This window comes from Streptomyces sp. NPDC002926 (genome assembly GCF_053591755.1).
Window position 1 is genome coordinate 36,526 of record NZ_JBSFUK010000011.1, and the last position, 21,353, is coordinate 57,878.

21 protein-coding genes and 1 pseudogene are annotated in these 21,353 nt (G+C 71.8%); 13 read left to right on the top strand and 9 right to left on the bottom strand.

What is annotated here, in order from left to right:
* Positions 1-31 precede the first annotated feature (31 nt).
* Positions 32-757, bottom strand: a complete 726-nt coding sequence (locus tag ACWDZ6_RS19040; protein WP_451503788.1) for a ZIP family metal transporter — start codon at positions 755-757, stop codon at positions 32-34.
* Between the two features lie 91 nt (positions 758-848).
* On the opposite strand from ACWDZ6_RS19040, the gene cobM reads away from it, so the two are divergent.
* From cobM to cobC, 6 genes are all read left to right on the top strand, one after another.
* Positions 849-1,670, top strand: a complete 822-nt coding sequence (cobM, locus tag ACWDZ6_RS19045; RefSeq protein WP_326649088.1) for a precorrin-4 C(11)-methyltransferase — start codon at positions 849-851, stop codon at positions 1,668-1,670.
* On the top strand, positions 1,667-2,932 hold the full coding sequence (gene cbiE, locus ACWDZ6_RS19050) for a precorrin-6y C5,15-methyltransferase (decarboxylating) subunit CbiE (RefSeq protein WP_451503789.1): 1,266 nt from the start codon (positions 1,667-1,669) through the stop codon (positions 2,930-2,932). Before cobM ends, cbiE begins: the two co-directional genes overlap by 4 nt.
* Complete coding sequence (gene cobJ, locus ACWDZ6_RS19055) at positions 2,929-4,650, top strand: precorrin-3B C(17)-methyltransferase (protein ID WP_451503790.1); 1,722 nt, start codon at positions 2,929-2,931, stop codon at positions 4,648-4,650. Before cbiE ends, cobJ begins: the two co-directional genes overlap by 4 nt.
* A gap of 433 nt (positions 4,651-5,083) precedes the next feature.
* Positions 5,084-5,668, top strand: a complete 585-nt coding sequence (locus tag ACWDZ6_RS19060; RefSeq protein WP_451503791.1) for a precorrin-8X methylmutase — start codon at positions 5,084-5,086, stop codon at positions 5,666-5,668.
* Positions 5,665-6,588 carry a sirohydrochlorin chelatase gene (locus ACWDZ6_RS19065; protein ID WP_451503792.1) on the top strand — a complete coding sequence of 308 codons (924 nt, stop codon included), beginning with the start codon at positions 5,665-5,667 and terminating at the stop codon, positions 6,586-6,588. The genes ACWDZ6_RS19060 and ACWDZ6_RS19065 overlap by 4 nt, the downstream gene beginning before the upstream one ends.
* Positions 6,572-7,627, top strand: a complete 1,056-nt coding sequence (cobC, locus tag ACWDZ6_RS19070; RefSeq protein ID WP_451503793.1) for an Rv2231c family pyridoxal phosphate-dependent protein CobC — start codon at positions 6,572-6,574, stop codon at positions 7,625-7,627. The genes ACWDZ6_RS19065 and cobC overlap by 17 nt, the downstream gene beginning before the upstream one ends.
* 42 nt (positions 7,628-7,669) lie before the next feature.
* Here the strand turns inward: cobC and ACWDZ6_RS19075 are convergent, their stop codons facing one another.
* Positions 7,670-8,575 (bottom strand): SCO1860 family LAETG-anchored protein, encoded by a 906-nt coding sequence (locus ACWDZ6_RS19075; RefSeq protein ID WP_451503794.1) that lies wholly within the window; start codon positions 8,573-8,575, stop codon positions 7,670-7,672.
* A gap of 316 nt (positions 8,576-8,891) precedes the next feature.
* Positions 8,892-9,977 carry an amidohydrolase family protein gene (locus tag ACWDZ6_RS19080; RefSeq protein ID WP_326649096.1) on the bottom strand — a complete coding sequence of 362 codons (1,086 nt, stop codon included), beginning with the start codon at positions 9,975-9,977 and terminating at the stop codon, positions 8,892-8,894.
* Positions 9,978-10,029: 52 nt separating this feature from the next.
* Here ACWDZ6_RS19080 and ACWDZ6_RS19085 point away from each other — a divergent pair.
* The 5 genes and pseudogenes from ACWDZ6_RS19085 to thpD form a co-directional block, all read left to right on the top strand.
* Positions 10,030-10,375, top strand: a pseudogene (locus ACWDZ6_RS19085) (alanine--glyoxylate aminotransferase family protein); the annotation flags it as partial.
* A 359-nt stretch (positions 10,376-10,734) separates the two neighbouring features.
* Positions 10,735-11,271 carry a diaminobutyrate acetyltransferase gene (gene ectA, locus ACWDZ6_RS19090; protein ID WP_451503795.1) on the top strand — a complete coding sequence of 179 codons (537 nt, stop codon included), beginning with the start codon at positions 10,735-10,737 and terminating at the stop codon, positions 11,269-11,271.
* A 24-nt stretch (positions 11,272-11,295) separates the two neighbouring features.
* Entirely contained in the window at positions 11,296-12,564 is a 1,269-nt protein-coding gene (ectB, locus tag ACWDZ6_RS19095) for a diaminobutyrate--2-oxoglutarate transaminase (RefSeq protein WP_389184741.1), read from the top strand.
* A 31-nt stretch (positions 12,565-12,595) separates the two neighbouring features.
* Entirely contained in the window at positions 12,596-12,994 is a 399-nt protein-coding gene (locus ACWDZ6_RS19100) for an ectoine synthase (RefSeq protein ID WP_451503796.1), read from the top strand.
* A gap of 3 nt (positions 12,995-12,997) precedes the next feature.
* On the top strand, positions 12,998-13,894 hold the full coding sequence (gene thpD / locus ACWDZ6_RS19105; RefSeq protein ID WP_351452547.1) for an ectoine hydroxylase: 897 nt from the start codon (positions 12,998-13,000) through the stop codon (positions 13,892-13,894).
* 70 nt (positions 13,895-13,964) lie between these two features.
* Here the strand turns inward: thpD and ACWDZ6_RS19110 are convergent, their stop codons facing one another.
* The gene (locus ACWDZ6_RS19110; protein WP_451503797.1) at positions 13,965-15,035 is read right to left on the bottom strand and encodes an alkene reductase; all 1,071 of its coding nucleotides are present in this window, start codon (positions 15,033-15,035) and stop codon (positions 13,965-13,967) included.
* A 134-nt stretch (positions 15,036-15,169) separates the two neighbouring features.
* Here ACWDZ6_RS19110 and ACWDZ6_RS19115 point away from each other — a divergent pair, with 134 nt between their 5' ends.
* Positions 15,170-15,712, top strand: coding sequence for a MarR family winged helix-turn-helix transcriptional regulator (locus tag ACWDZ6_RS19115; protein ID WP_451503798.1), 543 nt, complete (start codon positions 15,170-15,172; stop codon positions 15,710-15,712).
* Between the two features lie 10 nt (positions 15,713-15,722).
* Here the strand turns inward: ACWDZ6_RS19115 and ACWDZ6_RS19120 are convergent, their stop codons facing one another.
* The 5 genes from ACWDZ6_RS19120 to ACWDZ6_RS19140 all read right to left on the bottom strand — a co-directional run bounded on the left by ACWDZ6_RS19120 (position 15,723) and on the right by ACWDZ6_RS19140 (position 20,277).
* The gene (locus tag ACWDZ6_RS19120) at positions 15,723-16,769 is read right to left on the bottom strand and encodes an aminotransferase class V-fold PLP-dependent enzyme (protein WP_451503799.1); all 1,047 of its coding nucleotides are present in this window, start codon (positions 16,767-16,769) and stop codon (positions 15,723-15,725) included.
* 70 nt (positions 16,770-16,839) lie between these two features.
* Positions 16,840-17,559: a DsbA family oxidoreductase gene (locus ACWDZ6_RS19125; protein ID WP_451503800.1), complete on the bottom strand. Its 720-nt coding sequence runs from the start codon at positions 17,557-17,559 to the stop codon at positions 16,840-16,842.
* 77 nt (positions 17,560-17,636) lie between these two features.
* Complete coding sequence (locus ACWDZ6_RS19130) at positions 17,637-17,783, bottom strand: hypothetical protein (RefSeq protein ID WP_451503801.1); 147 nt, start codon at positions 17,781-17,783, stop codon at positions 17,637-17,639.
* Positions 17,784-18,119: 336 nt separating this feature from the next.
* On the bottom strand, positions 18,120-18,734 hold the full coding sequence (locus ACWDZ6_RS19135) for a DUF1349 domain-containing protein (protein WP_366735697.1): 615 nt from the start codon (positions 18,732-18,734) through the stop codon (positions 18,120-18,122).
* 4 nt (positions 18,735-18,738) lie between these two features.
* A complete protein-coding gene (locus ACWDZ6_RS19140) occupies positions 18,739-20,277 on the bottom strand; it encodes an aldehyde dehydrogenase (NADP(+)) (protein WP_451503802.1) in 1,539 nt (512 codons plus the stop codon).
* Positions 20,278-20,406: 129 nt separating this feature from the next.
* Here ACWDZ6_RS19140 and ACWDZ6_RS19145 point away from each other — a divergent pair, with 129 nt between their 5' ends.
* The gene (locus ACWDZ6_RS19145; RefSeq protein WP_451503803.1) at positions 20,407-21,177 is read left to right on the top strand and encodes an IclR family transcriptional regulator; all 771 of its coding nucleotides are present in this window, start codon (positions 20,407-20,409) and stop codon (positions 21,175-21,177) included.
* Positions 21,178-21,353: the final 176 nt, after the last annotated feature.

The window sequence follows — 21,353 nt, forward strand, 5'->3', positions numbered from 1 at the left end:
ACCCTGCCGGCGCGCCGAGCCGCTCCGCGAGTCACTCGGCGAGGCCGACCACCAGCCAGATGAAGCCCACGCCTCCCGCCGTGCACAGCAGGGTGGAGCGGGCGGGGTGGGCGTGGTGTGCCTCGGGGAGGATCTCGGCCGCGGCGAGATAGAGCAGGGCGCCTGCGAAGAAGCCGAGATAGCTGCCGAGGAGTTCCACCGGCAGCGTGAACAGCAGCGTGGACGCCGCACCGGCGATCGGCGCGAGCGCGTCCGCGACGAGCATCGCGACCGCCTTTCTGCGCGTGTTCCCGTACAGGCTGGTGATCGTGTACGTGTTGAAACCGTCCGCGAAATCGTGGGTGACGACGGCGAGCGCCACGGCCGCGCCCATGCCGCCGCCCACCTGGAACGCGGCGCCGATGGCGATCCCGTCCATCAGGCTGTGGCCGACCATCGCCGCGGCCGCCGTCAGCCCCACCTGGGGCACCCGCTCGGCCTCGTCAGCCCCGTGCGCCGCCTGACGAACGGCCAGCAGCCGCTCCACCAGATGCGCCGCGAGGAAGCCGCCGACGAAGAGCAGCAGCCCCTGCGGCACCCCGAACACCTTGTGGCCGGCCGCCTCCAGCGCCTCCGGCAGCAGGTCCAGGCCGACCACGCCGAGCATCAGCCCGCCGGCCAGGCCGAGTACGAGGTGGCGGCGGTCGGTGACGCGTTGCGCCGTCCAGCCGCCGAACAGCGTCATCAGGAACGCGCCGAGCGCGACGAACACCGCCATGCGCCCTTGCTAGCGGATTGACCCGCCTCTTCGCACTCTCCCCATCGAGATCCGCCCGAATCACCCGAATGACCCGAGAGGACCCCCGCTCATGGCCGATGCCGCCACTCACGGCAAGGTGACCTTCGTCGGCGCCGGCCCTGGCGCCGCCGATCTGCTGACGTTCCGCGCCGCGCGTGCCATCGCCGACGCCGACATCGTCATCTGGGCGGCGAGCCTGGTGCAGGCCGACGTCCTTGACCACGCCCGCGAGGGCGCCGAGATCCTCGACTCGGCGGCCATGTCGCTCGAGGACGTCGTCGCCGTGTACGAGCGGGCGCTCGACGAGGGCCTGCGGGTCGCCAGGATCCACTCCGGCGACCCCGCCCTCTGGGGCGGCACTCAGGAGCAGCTCGACCGGTGTGTGGATCTCGGCCTGGAGGTCGAGATCGTGCCGGGCGTCTCGTCGTTCTCGGCGGTCGCCGCGATCGCGCAGCGCGAGCTGACGATCCCGGAGGTCGCGCAGTCCGTCATCCTGACCCGGCTCGGCGGCGGCAAGACGCCGATGCCGCCGGGCGAGGAGGTACGGGAGTTCGCGCGGCACGGCACGACGATGGCCCTCTTCCTGTCGGCGGCACGCTCGGGCCAGTTGACGCAGGAGCTGCTGGAGGGCGGCTATCCGACGAGTACGCCGGTGGTCATCGCGTACCAGGCGACCTGGCCGGAGGAGCTGATCCTGCGCTGCACGATCGGCACGCTGGAGGAGACCGTCAAGGAGCACAAGCTCTGGAAGCACACGCTGTTCCTGGTCGGTCCGGCGCTGGCGGCTTCCGGTACGCGCTCGCACCTGTACCACCCGGGGCACTTCCACGGCTTCCGGAAGGCCGATCCGGCCGCCCGCAAGGCGCTGCGCGCGCAGGGCGCGACACCGTGATCACGGTCATCGGTACCGGGACGGGCGTGCCGCTCTCCGTACGCGACGGCGAGGCGCTGGCCGCGGCCACGCTGGTGGTGGGTGCCCGGCGGCATCTGACGGCGGCGTGCCGTGCGGCCGATGTGCCCGCCGACGCGCAACAGCTGGTGCTGGGGCCGCTCGCGCCGGCGCTCGACGAGATCGGGAAGAAGCTGGCCGGCGACGCGGCCGGGGTGGTGGTGCTGGCCTCGGGCGACCCCGGATTCTTCGGGATCGTACGGGCGTTGGCCGAGCGGTTCGGCGCGGACGCGCTGGACGTACGGCCGGGGGCGCCGTCGGTGGCGGTCGCGTTCGCGCGGATCGGACTGCCGTGGGACGACGCGGTCGTCGTCAGCGCGCACGGCCGTGATCTGCGAACCGCGGTCAATGTGTGCCGAGCGCATCCCAAGACGGCTGTGCTGACCGCTCCGGGCTCGGGGCCCGCGGAGCTGGGCGCCGAGCTGGCGTACCGGGCCACGGAGCGGACGCTGGTGGTGGCGACGGCGCTCGGCGACCCGGAGCACGAGCGGATCGAGCGGATGTCGCCCGCGGAGGCGGCGGCGCGTGAGTGGGACGCGGTGAGCGTGGTGCTCTGCCTGGACGAGCGGCGGGCGCTGTCGCCGGCGCAGCGGACGGTCTCGGTGCCCACCGGTCCGGACCGGTGGGCGCTGTCCGAGGGAGAGTTCGAGCACCGCGACTCGATGATCACCAAGTTCGAGGTGCGGGCGCTGGCGCTGGCCCGGCTCGGGCCGCGTACGGGCGACCTCGTGTGGGACATCGGCGCGGGGTCCGGTTCGGTCGCCGTGGAGTGCGCGCGGTTCGGCGCGGCCGTGGTGGCCGTGGAGAAGACCTCCGACGGCGTGGAGCGGATCCGCGCGAACGCGGCCGCGCACGGTGTGGACGTACGGGCCGTGCACGGCTCGGCACCGACGGTGCTCTCCCATCTGGCGGACCCTGACGCGGTGTTCATCGGCGGGGGCGGCGCGGAACTGCCCGCGATCGTCACCGCGTGCGCGCGGCGGACCCGGCGCACGGTGGTCGTCGCGCTGGCCGCGCTGGACCGGGTGGCGGCGGTACGGGCCGCGCTGGCCGCCGCCGGGTTGGTGTCCGACGGCGTACTGCTGCACTCGTCGCGACTGGCCCCGCTGCCCGGAGATGTGACACGGCTGGCGGCCGCCAACCCCGTCTTCCTGCTGTGGGGCGACCGCCCCGCGGATTCGGTGAACGAAGGAGCAATTCAGTGATCGGCCTGATCTCCGCGACGGCGGCGGGCGCCGCCGCCCGCGACCGGCTGGCCGCGGCCTGGCCCGGCCGCACCCGGGTGTACGAGGGCCCGGTGCGCGAGTCGGTGGAGCGCGCGTTCGCGGAGTGCGAGCAGCTGGTGTGCTTCCTGGCGACGGGTGCGGCGGTACGGCTGATCGCCCCGCTGCTCGCGGGCAAGTCGGCGGACCCGGGCATGGTGTGCGTGGACGAGGCGCAGCGGTTCGCGGTGTCGCTGCTGGGCGGCCACGGCGGCGGCGCGAACGAGCTGGCGGCGGACGTCGCGGACGTCCTGGGCTGCGCTCCGGTGGTGACGACGGCGACGGACGCGACGGACGTCCATGGCCTGGACACGCTGGGCCTGCCGGTGGAGGGCGCGGTCGCGGCGGTGACGCGGGCGGTGCTGGACGGCGAGCCGGTGGCGCTGCGGGCGGACGCGGTGTGGCCGTTGCCGCCGCTGCCGCCGAATGTGGGTGCCGAGGCGGGTGCTGACGGTGCCGCGAACGTGGGTGCCGACGCTACCGCGGTCCTCCGGGTGACCGACCGGCTCGTCGAACCGGGCGCACGGGAAGCCGTGTTGCGGCCCGCGTCGCTCGTCGTCGGGGTCGGAGCGTCCAAGGGCGCGCCGGTCGAGGAGGTGCTCGGGCTCGTCGAGGAGTCGCTGCGCGACGCCGGGCTCTCCGTGCTGAGCGTCGTGGAGCTGGCGACGGTCGAGGCGAAGGCGGATGAGCCCGGGATCGTCGGGGCCGCGGAGCGGCTCGGAGTGCCGGTCGTCACGTACGCGGCGCAGCAGCTGTCCTCGGTCACCGTGCCGAACCCGTCCGGCGCGCCGCTCGCCGCCGTGGGGACGCCGTCGGTCGCGGAGGCCGCCGCGCTCATGGGCGGAGGCGAACTCCTGGTCCCGAAGCGGAAGTCGAACCCCGAGGGGCGCGCAGCGATGGCGACCTGCGCGGTCGTGCGCAGGCCGCGGCGCGGCCGGCTGGCCGTGGTCGGACTCGGGCCCGGGGCCCGCGATCTCCTCACGCCGCGCGCCACCGATGAGCTGCGGCGCGCCTCCGTACTGGTCGGGCTCGATCAGTACGTCGACCAGATCCGCGACCTGCTCAGGCCCGGCACGCGCGTCATCGAGTCCGGCCTCGGGGCGGAGGAGGAACGGGCCCGTACGGCTGTGGCCGAGGCCCGCGCCGGACATGCGGTCGCACTGATCGGGAGCGGTGACGCGGGCGTGTACGCGATGGCCTCGCCCGCGCTCGCCGAGGCGTCCGACGACATCGACGTGGTCGGCGTACCGGGCGTCACGGCGGCGCTCGCGGCAGCCGCGATCCTGGGTGCGCCGCTCGGGCACGACCATGTCTCGATCAGCCTGTCCGATCTGCACACGCCGTGGGAGATCATCGAGCGCCGGGTGCGGGCCGCCGCGGAGGCGGACATCATCGTCACCTTCTACAACCCGCGCAGCCGCGGCCGCGACTGGCAGCTGCCGAAGGCGCTGACGATCCTCGGCGAGCACCGGGAGCCGGGGACGCCGGTGGGTGTCGTACGCAACGCGTCGCGCGTGGACGAATCCAGCCGCGTGACCACACTCGCCGGACTGGATCCGACGACGGTGGACATGATGACGGTCGTGACGGTCGGCAACACGGCCACGCGCGAGATCGCGGGCCGTATGGTGACGCCGCGCGGCTACCGGTGGCAGTCGTGAGGGCGCGCGGCGACGCGCTCGCGAGCGCGGAGGGGCGCGGGGCGCGTGTGCCCTGCCCCGGCGGCGGGGCGACCGCCGGAAGGGCAGCCCGTCACGCGGGCACGGGCAGAGGCACGGACGCAGGCGCAGACGCAGACGCGAGCACGGACGCAGGCACAGGCAGGCGCACAGGCACAGGCAGGCGTGCAGGTGAGCCCGGCGCACCCGTGTCGCGTCCCGGCAGCGCTCCGGCCTGTCCGTCGCCGCCGGCCGCGCCCGCTGCAGCGGGACTGGACCACGCGCCCACGGCCCGCTCCACCGGTGGCGCCCCCGCCCGGTCCTCGGCCCTCCGCACCACCCCAGCCACATGGCGCGGACCGCTCAACCCTTCGCGCCCGCCGGCGACCGCCGACGCCGCACCCGTCACCCACCGCCGCCACCCCGGAGTCGCCTCGTGACCCGCGTCGTCCATCCCATCGAGCAGGAGTCGTTCCGACGGCTCCGGTCCCGGCTGGATACCAGCGGGTTTCAGCCACTGACGCGGGCAGTCGTGGAGCGGGTCATCCACTCCGCCGCCGATCTCGATTACGCCACCGATCTCGTCTGCGACGAGACCTCCCTCGCCGCAGCGCACGACGCGCTGCACGACGGTGCTCCGGTCGTCGCCGATGTCGAGATGGTCGCCGCCGGGATCACCCGGCGCGAGACCGTCTGCAGGCTGAGGGACGCCAGGTCCGGCCCGGGGCTCACCCGTTCCGCGCACGCGATCCGCCTCGCGTACGAGCAGGTCGGGCCCGGCGCGATCTGGGTGATCGGCTGTGCGCCGACCGCTCTCGAGGAGCTGCTCGTCCTCGACGCCGCTCCCGCGCTGGTCATCGGGCTGCCCGTCGGTTTCGTCGGCGCGGCCGAGTCCAAGGCCGCGCTGCGCGAGAGCGGGCTGCCGGCCGTCAGCAACGTGTCCGAAAAGGGCGGCAGCGCGGTCGCCGCGGCCGCACTCAATGCTCTGCTGTACCACCCCCACACCAAGGAGAACGCGTGACCACCCCGCCCGCACTGCTGATCGCCGGCCACGGCACCCGCGACGAAGCCGGGGCCGAGGCCTTCCGGGACTTCGTACGGGAGCTGGGGCGGCGCCATCCCGAACTCCCCGTCGCCGGCGGCTTCATCGAGCTGTCCCCGCCGCCGCTCGGCGACGCCGTCACCGAGCTGGTGGAGCGGGGCGTGAACCGCTTCGCCGCGGTGCCGCTGATGCTGGTGTCCGCCGGGCACGCCAAGGGCGACATTCCGGCGGCGCTTGCCCGCGAGCGGGAGCGGCACCCCGGGATCTCCTACACCTACGGGCGCCCGCTCGGCCCGCACCCGTCGCTGCTGCGTGTCCTGGAGCGGCGGCTCGACGAGGCGCTGGGCTCCACGGTCCGCACGCCGTCCGACCGCGCCGATGTGACCGTGCTGCTGGTGGGCCGCGGTTCGACCGACCCGGACGCCAACGCCGAAGTACTCAAGGCGGCCCGGCTGCTGTGGGAGGGGCGGGGGTACGCGGGTGTGGAGACGGCGTTCGTCTCGCTCGCCGCTCCCGATGTACCGAGCGGTCTCGACCGGTGCGTGAAGCTGGGGGCGCGCCGGATCGTCGTACTCCCGTACTTCCTGTTCACCGGCATCCTGCCGGACCGGGTGCGTCAGCAGACGCAGGGCTGGGCGGAGGCTCATCCCGAGGTCGAGGTCGTGTCGGCCGATGTCATCGGCCCCGCCGAGGAGCTGCTGGACCTGGTCATGGAGCGCTACCGGGAGGCCGTCGCCGGCGACATCCGGATGAACTGCGACTCCTGCGTGTACCGGATCGCGCTGCCGGGCTTCGAGGACAAGGTGGGCATCCCGCAGCAGCCGCACTTCCACCCGGACGACGACGGCCACCACCACAGCCACGGGCACCACCACGGCAGCCATGCGCACTCACACTGACGCACACGATCTGCGTCACCACGGTGACGCGGAGGTGCGGGACGCGCACCTCACGGACCTCGCGGTCAATGTCCGGGCCGGCACTCCCCCGGACTGGCTGCGCGAGCGCATCGCCTGCTCGCTGACGGCCCTGGCGGCCTATCCGGACGGGCGGGCTGCGCGCGCGGCGGTCGCCCGACGGCACGGTGTGCCGGTGGAGCGGGTGCTGCTGACGGCGGGGGCCGCCGAGGCGTTCGTACTGCTGGCTCGCGCGCTGACGGTATGTCAACCGCTGGTGGTGCACCCGCAGTTCACGGAGCCGGAGGCGGCACTGCGGGACGCGGGCCACGAGGTGGCGCGGGTGCTGCTGCGCGAGGCGGACGGCTTCCGGCTCGACCCCGCGGCCGTTCCCGACGCCGCGGACCTGGTGATGATCGGCAATCCGACGAACCCCACGTCCGTACTGCATCCGGCCGCCGACATCGCCGGACTGGCCCGTCCCGGACGGGTGCTGGTGGTCGACGAGGCCTTCATGGACGCGGTGCCCGGTGAGTCCGAGTCACTCGCGGGACGGACCGACATCCCGGGGCTGGTGGTGCTGCGCAGCCTCACCAAGACCTGGGGGCTGGCCGGTCTGCGGATCGGCTATGTGCTCGCCGAGCCGGAGACGGTCGAGGCGCTGGAGCGGACCCAGCCGCTGTGGCCGGTCGCGACACCCGCGCTGGCCGCGGCTGAGGCGTGCATGGAGCCGGCCGCGCTCAAGGAGGCCGCGCAGGCCGCGCACGGGATCGCGACGGAGCGGGCGCATCTGCTCGCGGGGCTCGCGGAGTTCGAGGAGGTACGGGTGGTGGAGGCGGCCGAGGCTCCCTTCGTCCTCGTACATGTGCGGCGGGGCGCCGAGGTGCGGGAGCGGCTGCGCGGTCTGGGCTTCGCGGCCCGGCGCGGCGATACGTTTCCGGGGCTCGGTCCCGACTGGCTGCGGCTCGCGGTACGCGACCGGGTGACCACCAACCGCTTTCTGCAGGCGCTCGACCAGGCGCTCACCATGGTCGGCGGCTGACGCCCCGCACGGCCTCGCGTGCGGGGCGCCGGACGCCCGGTGTCAGCTCCTGGACCGGGCGCGGGCCAGCACCATCGCGGCGCCGCCTGCCGCCAGCAGCAGCACCGCGCCGCCCGCGAGGTACCGGGTGATGGAGTTGCCGCCGGTCTCGGCGAGGTCCTCCTCGGCGGGGGCCTCGCCGGACTGCGCCCGCACGCCGTCGCTCGGTCCCGAGGACGGTTCCCGCGCGGCGGGCGATTCGCATGTCGCCTCGGCGAGCGTGACCACGCCCGTGACGTCGGCGACGTTCAGCGTGAGCGGGTTGACCGACACCTTCAGCTCGAGCGCGGTGGCGGCGGCCGCACGGGACGTGGTGTGAGTCTTCGACAGATCGAGCGTCACCTCGCCGATCCCCGGCGCCTCGACCCGGGTGGGGCCGCTGGTGGAGAGCGTGACCTTCTTGCCGAGCACGGTCACCCGGCCGAGCAGATTCGACTCGGCCACCGGCTGCTTGCCCGCCTCGCAGACGGCCTTCGACGTGACCGCCTCGATCTCGACGAGCGAGAGCAGCGGCAGTCCGGGCACATGGAGCCTGGCGCGGGCGAGGTTTGCGTAACCCTCGGCCCGGTGTCGGTCGGCGGTGGCCTTCGCGGTAGCCACGTCCGCGCGCAGCACCTGGACGGGCCTGCCCCGGTCGACCCCGTCCAACCGCACGGTCAGCGCCCTCTTTTCGGCACTGGCAGGGGCCCGCACCTCGTTGAGCGTGGCCTTGAGCGGGACGTCGACGGTCTTGTCGAGCAGGGACACATCGAGCCCGGTGCGGAGCACGACCGCACTCGCCCGTCCCTCGCCGCCACCCCCTGTGGCGTGCGCCGGCCCGGCGACCGCGACGGGTCCGGCGACCAGCGCGGCAGCTGCCGCCGCGGCGGCGCAGCGGCGTGCGGGCATGCGGAAGGTGTTGCTGTTCAAGGTGGTGGAACCCCCACAGGAGACACGGCGCCGCTGCCGCCCCGCTGGGACGCACGGACGGCGGCGACTTGGGACACCGGAATCCTTGCGCACCGAGAGTGAAGCAACCGACACCTGGAGCGAGTTCACCCCAACGTGGAGTTTCCGTGCCCGTATTCGATTTTTGAGGTACGGGTGTTCCTGCGTGGCCACCCTGTCGCCGCGAACGGGTGGTGCGCCGGTCGATCGAACCGGCTCGCACGGGAAGTGCTTCGACGAACGGCGACACCCTCGGTCACGCTGGGTCACCACCACGGCCGGAGGGGAGCAGCCCTCGTCAGCCGATCACACGGCCGTTGAGGATCACCCGCCGCGGCGCCGCCAGCGCCCTGACGTCCGCCCGCGGATCCGTGTCGTAGACCACCAGGTCCGCCGGCGCGCCCTCCTCCAGCACGGGGCGGCCCAGCCACTGACGCGCCCCCCAGGCCGTCGCCGACAGCGCCTGGACCGGCGGGATGCCCGCCTTCACCAGTTCCGCCACCTCCGCGGCGACCAGGCCGTGGGCCAGCGAGCCGCCCGCGTCCGTACCGACGAAGACCGGGATGCCCGCGTCGTAGGCCGCGCGCACCGTGTCGTAGCGACGCTCGTACAGCCGGCGCATATGGGCGGACCAGTCGGGGAACTTCGCTTCGGCGCCCGCGGCGAGGTCCGGGAACGTCGCGATGTTGACCAGCGTCGGGACGATCGCGACGCCCCGCTCCGCGAACAGCGGGATGGTGTCCTCGGTGAGCCCGGTGGCGTGTTCGATGCAGTCGATGCCCGCTTCGACCAGGTCCCGGAGCGCGACCTCGGCGAAGCAGTGCGCGGTCACCCGCGCGCCCAGCCGGTGCGCCTCGGCGATCGCCGCAGCGACCTCGCCGCGCGGCCAGCAGGCGGTCAGATCGCCCGCGTCCCGGTCGATCCAGTCGCCGACGAGCTTGACCCATCCGTCGCCGCGCCGCGCCTCCCGCGCGACATACGCGACCAGGTCGCCCGGCTCGATCTCATGGGCGTAGTTACGGATGTAACGGCGGGTGCGCGCGATGTGCCGGCCCGCCCTGATGATCTTCGGAAGGTCCTCGCGGTCGTCGATCCAGCGGGTGTCGGACGGCGATCCGGCGTCGCGGATGAGCAGCGTGCCCGCGTCCCGGTCGGTGAACGCCTGCTTCTCGCTGGTCGTCTCGTCGACCGCGCCGTGATGGTCAAGACCGACATGGCAGTGCGCGTCGACCAGACCGGGCAGCGCCCAGCCCGCGACGGTGAGCGCCTCTGCGCGCGGCCGTTCGTACGTGATCCGGCCGTCCACCGCCCACAGCTCGTCCCTGACGTCGTCGGGACCGGCGAGCACCCGCCCCTTCACATGCAGCACCACGCGATCGCTCATGTCCAGCACTGTACGAGGCCCTGGGTACCCTCGGCGCGGCCGACCGGAAACGGCGGACACGCACGCCGGCGCACCGGCGCTCGGCGGCGGTCTCGAGCCGTACGTCCACGAGGCGCGGGAGGCGGCGCCATGGCCACAACACCGCGTGCCCCGGCCGGAGTCGACTCCTCCGAGCTGGTCGCGAAGGCGCTCGCGGCCGACCCGTCACTGCCGCTGATCACGGGTGGCGGGGTGCGTGCCCAGGAAATGCTCCGGGGCAGCCACTACTGCGCGGACACCACTCTCGCCACCGTGCGGTCCACGCCGGCGGCGCTGGGCGCGGCGCTCGGCGAGTCGGGTGTGCGGGTGGCCCGGAGGCGGCCCGGCGCGCGGCCAGGGAGGTCCGACGCCATCCGTGAGTGACCGCGGTCACGGCGCACAGCATTCCTCACGGAATTAAAGTCGCGTTAAATTGGAATAGACGGAAGCCGCTTTATTACGGGCAGCTTCCCGTATTCGTCTGCCCCGGTTTGCCGATCCTAAACACCCAGCTTTCGACAGGATCGATTGACGTAATTCGGGCGGATCTCGAGAGGGTTACCCGCGTGTGACCGACTCCACAGCACATCCGATTCACCCCCATAATTCCGGTGCAAAAGCCCTGAAAATGGCGCCTCGCCGACCCGGGACTCGCGCCCGCGCGATAACACAAAGAGGCGCATCACCCAACCCCTTCCCTCGATGCATTTTTTGAATTTGCTCGGTAAATTTCCTCTGCATGACCGCCGCACAAGAAGACCTTGTACGAGTCAACACCCCGAGCGAATTTCTGGAGATCGATACCCCACGAGTGGAGGACGGAGCCGCGATCTGGCGCATCGCCCGCGACTCCGAGGTCCTGGACCTGAACTCCTCGTACAGCTATCTGCTGTGGTGTCGCGACTTCGCGGCCACCTCCGTGGTGGCGCGCGGCTCCGACGGTGAGCCCATCGGCTTCGTCACGGGCTACGTACGCCCTGACCGCCCCGAGGCACTTGTCGTCTGGCAGGTCGCCGTCGACCAGGCGCACCGCGGCCGTGGACTCGCCGGCGTACTGCTGGACGCGCTGACCGTCAGGGTCACCGACGGCCGCGGGGTCCGGGAGATCGAGACGACCGTCACCCCGGACAACGCCGCGTCCGACCGCCTCTTCACCTCCTACGCCCAGCGTCACGGGGCGGGGCTGGAGCGCGAAGTGCTCTTCGACGGCGGGCTGTTCCCCGAAGGAACGCACCAGCCGGAAGTGCTCTACCGCATCGGCCCCCTCTCCGCCTGACCTCCCCCACATCTGGAGACTGCTGTGACCATCACCCCGCCCGCCCTGAGTGTCTTCGAGACCCTGGAGTCGGAGGTACGCAGCTACTGCCGTGGTTGGCCCGCCGTGTTCGACCGCGCGCAGGGCAGCTACCTCCACGACGAGGACGGCCACACCTACCTCGACTTCTTCGCCGGCGCCGGATCGCTCAACTACGGGCACAACAACCCGGTGCTGAAACGCGCGCTGATCGACTACATCGAGCGCGACGGCATAACCCACGGCCTGGACATGGCCACCACCGCCAAACGCGCCTTCCTCGAGTCGTTCCAGAACGTGATCCTGCGGCCGCGCGATCTGCCGTACAAGGTCATGTTCCCCGGCCCGACCGGCACCAACGCGGTCGAGTCGGCGCTCAAGCTGGCCCGCAAGGTGAAGGGGCGCGAGTCCGTCGTCTCGTTCACCAACGCCTTCCACGGCATGTCGCTGGGCTCGCTCGCCGTCACCGGCAACGCCTTCAAGCGCGCCGGCGCCGGCATCCCGCTCGTGCACGGCACGCCGATGCCCTTCGACAACTACTTCGAGGGCCGGGTCCCGGACTTCATCTGGTTCGAGCGGCTGCTCGAGGACCAGGGCTCCGGCCTCAACAAGCCGGCCGCTGTCATCGTCGAGACGGTGCAGGGCGAGGGCGGCATCAATGTGGCCCGCGCCGAGTGGCTGCGAGCCCTTCAGGACCTGTGCCACCGCCAGGACATGCTGCTGATCGTCGACGACATCCAGATGGGCTGCGGCCGTACCGGCGGCTTCTTCTCCTTCGAGGAGGCCGGCATCACGCCGGACATCGTCACCCTGTCGAAGTCCATCAGCGGCTACGGAATGCCCATGTCGCTCTGCCTGTTCAAGCCGGAGCTGGACATCTGGGAGCCGGGGGAGCACAACGGCACCTTCCGCGGCAACAACCCGGCGTTCGTCACCGCCACCGCCGCGCTCAACACCTACTGGGCCGACGGCCAGATGGAGAAGCAGACGCTGGCGCGGGGCGAGCAGGTCGAGCGTGCGCTGCTGGCCATCGCCGAGGAGAGCGCGGGGGCCGGACTGAGCTTCCGCGGCCGCGGCCTGGTCTGGGGCCTGGAGTTCGAGGACAAGGCACGTGCCTCGGCGGTCTGCGCCCGCGCCTTCGAGCTGGGGCTGCTGCTGGAGACCTCGGGTCCCCAGAGCGAAGTGGTGAAGCTGCTGCCCGCGCTCACCATCTCCCCCGACGAACTGGACGAGGGCCTGCGCACCCTGGCCCGTTCCGTCCGCGAAACGGCCTGACACCACCGTACGAGAAAGGCAGCAACTCACCGTGATCGTCCGATCTTTCAAGGACATCGAGAACACCGAGCGCCATGTGAGGGCCTCTTCGGGCACCTGGGAGAGCAAGCGCATCGTGCTCGCCAAGGAGAAGGTCGGCTTCTCGCTCCACGAGACCGTGCTGTACGCGGGTACGGAGACGTCGATGTGGTACGCCAACCACATCGAGGCCGTGCTCTGCGTGGAGGGCGAGGCCGAGCTCACCGATGACGAGACCGGCGAGACCCACTGGATCGAGCCCGGCACGATGTATCTGCTGGACGGCCACGAGCGCCACACCATGCGTCCCAAGACCGACTTCCGCTGTGTCTGTGTCTTCAACCCGCCGGTCACCGGACGGGAGGACCACGACGAGAACGGCGTCTACCCGCTGCTCACCGAGGAGGGCTGAACGATGACCACCGCCCCTGTACGCACCGACCTGTACCCGACACGCGGCGCGGGCGAGGTGACCACTCCGCGCCAGGACCCGGTCGTGTGGTCCGCGCCCGGGGCGCCGGGGCCGATCGTCCCTTCCGAACTCATGGGCTTCGAGCGGGACGGCTTCCTGACCGTCGACGAGCTGATCACGCCGGACGAGGTCGCGCTCTACCGAGCCGAGCTGGAACGGCTGGTCACCGACCCCGCCGTACGTGCCGACGATCGCTCGATCATCGAGCCGAAGTCGAGAGACGTGCGCTCGGTCTTCGAGGTGCACAGGCTCAGCGAGATCTTCGCCGGTCTGGTGCGCGATGAGCGGGTGGTGGGCAGAGCCCGGCAGATCCTCGGCTCGGACGTGTACGTCCACCAGTCCCGTATCAATGTGAAGCCGGGCTTCGGCGCCTCGGGCTTCTACTGGCACTCGGACTTCGAGACCTGGCACGCCGAGGACGGTCTGCCGAACATGCGCACCGTCTCCGTCTCGATCGCGCTGACCGAGAACCGTGACACCAACGGCGGCCTGATGATCATGCCCGGTTCGCACAAGACGTTCCTGGGCTGTGCGGGCGAGACGCCGAAGGACAACTACAAGAAGTCACTGCAGATGCAGGACGCGGGCACTCCGTCGGACGAAGCGCTGACCCGGTACGCGGACCGGCACGGCATCCGGCTCTTCACCGGCCGGGCCGGTTCGGCGACCTGGTTCGACTGCAACTGCATGCACGGCTCCGGGGACAACATCACCCCGTACCCGCGCAGCAATGTCTTCATCGTCTTCAACAGCGTGGAGAACGCTGCCGTGAAGCCGTTCGCGGCGCCGGTGCCGCGCCCGGACTTCATCGGGGCACGGGACTTCACTCCGGTGCGGTAGCCCTCCGCGCACGGCAGGGCCCGGCGCCCCTCGCACCGAGGGGCGCCGGGCCCTGCCGTGTGCGACTGCCTTACAGGGCCGGGTAGTCGATGTAACCCTTGTCGTCACCGCCGAAGAACGTGGCCGTGTTCGGGATGTTGTACGGGCCTTCGGCCTTGAGCCTGGCCGGCAGGTCCGGGTTGGCGAGGAACAGCGCGCCGAAGGCGAGGATGTCCGCGATGCCGTCCTCGATCAGCCCCAGCGCCCCGTGGTCGGTGGGACCCTCGGTCGACGGGTTGAGGATGAAGGTGCCGCTGAATTGCTTGCGCAGCGCGAGCGTCACATCCCGGAAGCCCGGAGTCATCTCGACGACGTGCAGATAGCCGAGGCCCAGCGGCTCCAGCTCCTTGACCAGCGCGGGGTAGACCGCCTCTGTGTCCGTCTCGGCGATGTCGTTGTACGCGTTGCCGGGAGAGACCCGCAGCCCGGTCCGCTCGGCACCGATCTCGGCCACCACGGCCTTGGTCACCTCGACGGCGAAGCGGATGCGGTTCTCGACGGATCCGCCCCACTCGTCGGTGCGCAGGTTGGTGTTGGGGGCGAGGAACTGGTGGATGAGATAGCCATTGGCGCCGTGCAGTTCGACGCCGTCGAAGCCGGCCTCGATGGCGTTGCGGGACGCGTCGACGAACTCGCCGATGATGGCGCGTACTTCGTCGCCGGACAGCTCCCGCGGGGCGATGAAGTCCTTGGGGCCCTCCTGCGTGAAGAGCTGCCCGGCGGCGGCGACGGCGGAGGGGGCCACGCTGAGAAGTTCCTGGTCCGGCCAGAGCACCGGGTGGCCGATGCGCCCGGCGTGCATGATCTGGGCGAAGATCTTGCCGCCCTTGGCGTGCACGGCGTCGGTGACCTTGCGCCACGCGGCGACCTGCTCGGCGCTGTGCAGGCCCGGGGTGTTCGGGTAGCCGCGGCCGACGACCGAGGGCTGGATGCCTTCGGTGATGATCAGGCCGGCCGAGGCGCGCTGGCCGTAGTACTCGACGGTGGAGTCGGTGACGGTGAGTCCTTCGCCGAACGCCCGGCTGCGGGTCATGGGTGCCATGGCGATCCGGTTGCCGAGCTGGGTACCGGACAGGTCGATCGGGTCGAAGGCGGTGGTCATGGGAGCCCCCAAGATTTATGTGGTCGGCCAAGTAAATACGACGGGGGCCACTGTAGCGCATTACTTGGTCGGCCAAGTTAATATCTCTGTGAGTACTCTCAGTACCTCAAACCCGGAGGTCCGAGGAGGCCACGATGTCCGCCACATCCGCGGCGCAGACAGATCCTGTCTGTAGCGAGCTGCCCAGGGCCGCCCGCGGCGGCCCGGTCAGCCATGCCTTGTCCCGGGTCGCCCGACTCCACCGCATCGCCGCGGGCAAGCTGCTCAAGGGAGCCGGCCTCTACCCCGGTCAGGAGTTCCTGATGATGCGCCTGTGGGACGCCGGGCCCGTACGGCAGTCGGAGCTCATCAGGGCCGTCGACCTCGACCCCTCGACCGTCACCAAGATGCTCCAGCGCCTGGAACAGACCGGGCATGTACGCCGCTCCCCGGACCCGGACGACCGGCGCGCGGTGCTCGTCGAGGCCACAGACAACAGCTGCGCTCTGTTCACCGATGTGAAGGCCGCCTGGGGCAAGCTGGAGGAGCACACGCTCGCCGGGCTCGACGCGGACGAGCGCCGCGAGCTCACCCGGCTGCTCACCAAGGTCGAGGCGAATCTCTGCACCGAGACCGAGGGCTGCCCCGACCCGGGCGCGGAGCTCCACGACGGCCCGGGCACACAGCCGGGCTGCTGATCTCGCACCCTCAGCCCGACAGGACGTCCAGCACCCGTTCCACCTCGGCGGCGGAGTTGTAGAGGTGGAAGGCGGCGCGCAGATTTCCCGCCCGGTCCGCGACGATGATTCCCGCGCGAGCCAGCTCCGCGACGCGGTGGCCGAGCCCCGGGACGGCGACGATGCCGGAATCACCGGGCACCGGTTCATGGCCCAGCTCCGCCAGCCCCGCCCGGAACCGCCGGGCGAGCGAGGTGTTGTGGGCGTGTACGGCGTCGATTCCGGTCTCCTCCAGCAGCGCGAGTGACTGCTTCGCTCCGTGGTACGACAGGAAGGCGGTGGGTTCGTCGAACCGGCGCGCGGAGTGCGCCAGTTCCTCGACCGGTCCGTAGGTGGTCCCCCACAGCTCCTCGGCGGCGAAGGTCCCCGCGTGGATCGGCACCAGGGTCTCCTGCGCCTCCCCGGTCACGGTGAGGAAGGAGGCGCCGCGCGGGCAGAGCAGGAACTTGAAGCCGCCGGTGACGGTGTAGTCCCACGCGCCCGCGTCCAGCGGCAGCCAGCCGGCCGACTGGCTGGCGTCGAGCAGCGTACGGGCGCCGTGCGCGGCCGCGGCGGCCCGGATGGCCGGCATATCGGCGATCCGGCCGTCGGCCGACTGCACCGAGGAGAAGGCCACCAGGGCGGTGCCCGGACGCACCGCATCGGCCAGCTCGTCCAGCGGTGCGTACCGCAGCTTGAGATCCCCGCGCACCGTGAAGGGCGTGATGACCGAGGCGTACTCCCCCTCGGGGAAAAGGACTTCGGCGCCGGTCGGCAGCGAGCTCGCGATCAGTGCGACATGCACGGAGACCGAACCGCCGACGGCGACCCGATCCTCGTCCACACCGGTGAGGCGTGCGAAGGACTGCCGGGCGGCGGTCACCTCCGAGTAGTCACCCGCGCCGCCCGGCCGCCCTGCCGCGAGCTCCTCGGCCAGCGCCGTGACGGCCGCGACGGTCCTGCTGGGCAGCAGCCCGCAGGTGGAGGTGTTCAGATACGTCGTGTCAGGCGCGAACTCGGCGCCACCCAGGGTCTCCATGGGATCACCCTGCGGTGCCCCCCAACGGCTGGTCAACCGCGAAATGTTGAGGGGAACCGCTCAGCAGCGCTCAGGCATGTGCTCCGGGCTGCGGAACCTCGCAGGAGCCGTCGGTGTCGCAGGCGGCGGCGTCCGCGCCGATCGGGGTGATCGCCCGGCCCTGCCACGCCTGCTCCAGCGCCTGGGTGAAGAGCTCGGCCGGCTGGCCGCCGGAGACGCCGTAACGCCGGTCGAGGACGAAGAACGGCACGCCGGTGGCGCCCAGCTCGGCGGCCTCGCGCTCATCCGCGCGTACCACGTCGGCGTACGCGTCCTCGTCGGCAAGGACCGCCCGGGCCTCGTCCGCGTCCAGACCGGCCTCCACGGCGAGCTCGAGGAGGATCTCGGCGTCGAAGACGGACCGTTCCTCGGCGAAGTTCGCCCGGTAGGCGAGGTTCAGCAGCTCGTCCTGGCGGCCGCGGGCCTTGGCCAGGTGCAGCAGCCGGTGGATGTCGAAGGTGTTGCCGTGGTCGCGGCCCCCGGCACGGTAGTCGAGGCCCTCGGCGCGTGCGTTGGCGGCGACGTGTTCCTCCATCGACCGCGCTTCCTCGAGGGTGCGCCCGTACTTCTTCGCCAGCATGGGGATCACCGGGCCGGTCTCGCCCTTGGCGCGGTTCGGGTCGAGCTCGAAGGAGCGGTGCACCACCTCGACCTGGTCTCGGTGGGCGAAGGCCGCGAGACCCTGCTCGAAGCGTGCCTTCCCTATGTAGCACCAGGGACAGGCGATATCGCTCCAGATCTCGACGCGCATGCTCATTCTCTCCAGGTCTGTACGGGGCCGGCGCGGAGGCCTCCTCCGCTCCGGCGTCAACGCGCTGCGGGTGCGGCTCATTCCGCCGCGGGCGGCGTGCGGGCGTGCTCGGCGGAGCCGTCGAAGGCGTCGTCCGGGAGATGACCGCGGTAGTAGCTCGCGCGGGCCTCGGCGTGGAGGGCGGCGATGGCGTCCAGGTCGGCGGGAACGGCTGTTCTGATCACGGTGGTGGTGACGCCGGGAGATCAGCCGGCGGTTGCGGTCCGGCCGAGGGAGGCACTCGGTGGGCGCTCGGTGTGCGGCCGACGCGGCGCCGGATGTGCCGGTACCGCGCCGGATGTGCCGGCGCGGCGGGTCCGCCGTGCCGAGGCCGCCGGCGCGGGCGGGCTGTTCCATCGGCAGCGCGGTGGTCCCGAGGAGTTGGCGGGCCGTGCTCGACGCCCCGGTGGAGCAGCACTGCTGGGTCTCCGTACGCCGCCCGGCGCCGCTCGTCCCCCGGGCGGTCCAGGCGACGCGGGCCCGGATCCGGGCCGCGGGCCCCACGGCTCGGCGGCCCGCCCTCAGCTGCCGTCGCGCAGCCCCTCGGGCCAGCCCGCGCGGTACTCGATCCTGTCGAACGTCACCACACAGCCCTCGCCCACCGGGGACTGTGCCAGGAAGCCCACGAGCGCGGCCCCGGCCTGCTCCTCCGTCCCGAGGGCGAAGATCCGCACGAAGGTCCAGTGCTCGCCGTCCGTCGAGGCGTGGAAGGCGAATGCCTTGCCCGTCCGGCTGATCCGCAGCCATGCGCTGTCGCCCGCCACCTCGAAGGAGTTGGCGTCGTCGGAGTGGCCGCGGGTGACAACCGTGCAGATGGTGGGCTTGTCCGGGGAGAGCTCCAGGCAGAGCTTGGCCCACTCCCGCTCGCCGACGTGCAGATAGAGCACGCCGGCGTCGAAGGCCGCGGCGAAACCGACGGTGACCCGCGCGATGAGCTGGAAGTCGCCCTCCGGCGAACCGAGCAGGCGTGGCGCGTCGGAGGCGGGTTCCAGCGCCTCGCCCGCGGGCGGTACGAAGCGGTCCTGCCTGGCCCCCGCCCAGCCGGTCAGCACCCCTTTCTCGTAGGACCAGTTGGCCTCGGGGCCGTACGAGCGCAGCGGGAAGGGGAGTTCGGGCAGGTCGATGGGCTCGGTCACCGACTCAGCTTCCCGGAGTCTCGAGGCGGCCGTCCACCCGGCGCGGCAGCCCCAGCGGGTTTTCGTCGCGCAGCTCGGGCGGGAGCAGCGCGTCGGGCGTCGTCTGGTACGTGACCGGGCGCAGCCAGCGCTCGATCGCGGTGGCCCCGACCGAGGTGGATCCGGAGGTGGAGGCCGGGTAGGGGCCGCCGTGGTGCTGGGCGGGGGCGACGGCGACACCGGTCGGCCAGCCGTCGACCAGGACGCGGCCCGCGAGCGGGATGAGTTCGGCGAGCAGCTCCGCGCCCCGGCCCCCGCCCGCGGCCTCGCCCTCCGAGAGGTGCAGGGTGGCGGTGAGGTTGCCGGGCAGCCGGCCGAGGACCCCGGTGATCTCGGCCTCGGACTCGTACCGCGCGACGACGGTTACCGGGCCGAAGCACTCCTCGAGCAGCAGATCGTGCGGCCCTTCGGCAGCCAGCAGCCGAGCCGGTACGGAGAGGAAGCCGGCGCTCACGGTGTGATCGCCGCCCGCGCCCGGGGTGATCGGGGCCTCCACCTCCGGCAGTTCGGCCCGGTCGCGTACTCCCGTGACGAAGGCGTCGCGCATCCGGTGGTCGAGCATCACGCCGGGCTCGGTCTCGCTGACCGCCGCCGTCAGGGACTTGAGCAACCGGTCGCCCGCGTCGCCGGCGGGAGCGAGCACGAAGCCGGGCTTGGTGCAGAACTGGCCCTCGCCCAGGGTCATCGAGCCCGCGAGCCCGGCGCCGAGCTGCTCGGCCCGCTCCCCGGCGGCCCCTTCGGTGATCACAACGGGGTTGAGGGAGCCGAGCTCACCGTGGAAGGGAATGGGGGCGGGCCTGGCGGCCGCGGCGTCGAAGAGCGCACGCCCGCCGCGTACGGATCCGGTGAAGCCCGCGCCCGCGACCAGCGGGTGCCCGACCAGCTCGACGCCAGCCTCGAAGCCGTGGACGAGGGTGACGACGTCTTCGGGCAGGCCTACCTGGTGGGCGGCCCTGCGCAGTACGGACGCGCACAGTTCGGAGGTGCCGGGGTGGTCGGGGTGGGCCTTGACGACGACCGGGCAGCCGGCCGCCAGCGCGCTCGCGGTGTCGCCACCGGGTACGGAGAAGGCGAGCGGGAAGTTGCCGGCGGCGTAGACGGCGACGACGCCCAGCGGGATCTTGAAGCGGCGCAGATCGGGCCATGGCGGCGTACGGCTGCCGTCGGCGTGGTCGATGTGGATGTCGAGGAAGGCGCCCTCGTCCACGACCTCGGCGAAGGCCCGCAACTGTGCGGTGGTGCGCGCGAGTTCACCGGTGAGGCGGGTGGGACCGAGCGCGGTCTCCGCGTCGGCGGCCTCGATGACATGCTCACCGGCCTCGTCGAGGAGGTCGGCGGCGGTGCGGAGCAGACGCGCGCGTACACTCCGGTCGGCGAGTGCGGGGCGGGCGGCGTGCGCGGCGCGGACCGCGAGGTCGATCTCCTCAGGTGATGACTCGATCGCAACCTGCTCACGCGGGTTCCCGGTTCGGGGGTCGACACTCCAGACTGGTGCTGCTGCCACCGCGGCTTCCTTCCCGGTCTTCTGCCATCCAGCAGGATTTGTTCGGTATTCTGAACAGTGTTCCTGATGATGAATATATGGGGACTCTATTTCCGGGCGTTCTGCTCGGTCAAGAAGGGGCGAAGAGCAATGTCAGCTGCGGATTCCGGTGGAGCTCAGGTCAAATCCGCGATGCGGACGGTGGAATTGCTCGAATACTTCGCGGGGCGCCCCGGCATGCACTCCCTCGCCGCGGTCCAGGAGGCCGTCGGCTACCCCAAGTCCAGCCTCTACATGCTGCTGCGCACCCTGGTCGAGCTCGGCTGGGTGGAGACCGACGCGACGGGCACGCGGTACGGCATCGGTGTGCGCGCCCTGCTGGTGGGCACCTCCTACATCGACGGCGACGAGGTGGTCGCGGCCGCCCGCCCCACCCTGGACCGGCTCTCCGACGACACCACCGAGACCATTCACCTCGCCCGGCTCGACGGCACCAACGTCGTCTATCTCGCCACCCGTCAGTCGCAGCACTACCTGCGCCCCTTCACCCGCGTCGGCCGCCGGCTGCCCGCCCACTCCACCTCGCTGGGCAAGGCACTGCTCGCCACCCACAGCGACGAGCAGGTGCGCAAGATGCTGCCGGAAACCCTGGCGCCGCTCACCGAGCACACGATCACCGACCGGGAGAAGCTCATCGAGGAGCTGCGCCTCGTCCGCGAGCAGGGCTACGCCGTGGACCGCGAGGAGAACACCCTCGGGCTGCGCTGCTTCGGCATCGCCATCCCGTACCGCACCCCGGCGCGGGACGCCATCAGCTGCTCGGTGCCGGTGGCCCGGCTGACCCCCGGCCATGAGCAGATGATCAAGGACGCGCTCTTCGACGCGCGCGACCGGCTGACGCTGGCGACCCGGAGGCTCTGAATGTCCCCGCGGATCAGACCGCGCAAGTGAACGACGGCGATCTGCCGGCCGTCACCGGCACGGACCGGGGCTTCGCCCACGCACCCGGTGGGGAGACCGCCGAGGTGCTTCTCACCCTGGCGGGCTGATCCGTCTCCACCGCACGGCGGAGGGGGATCGTCGCAGCGCAGGAGGTG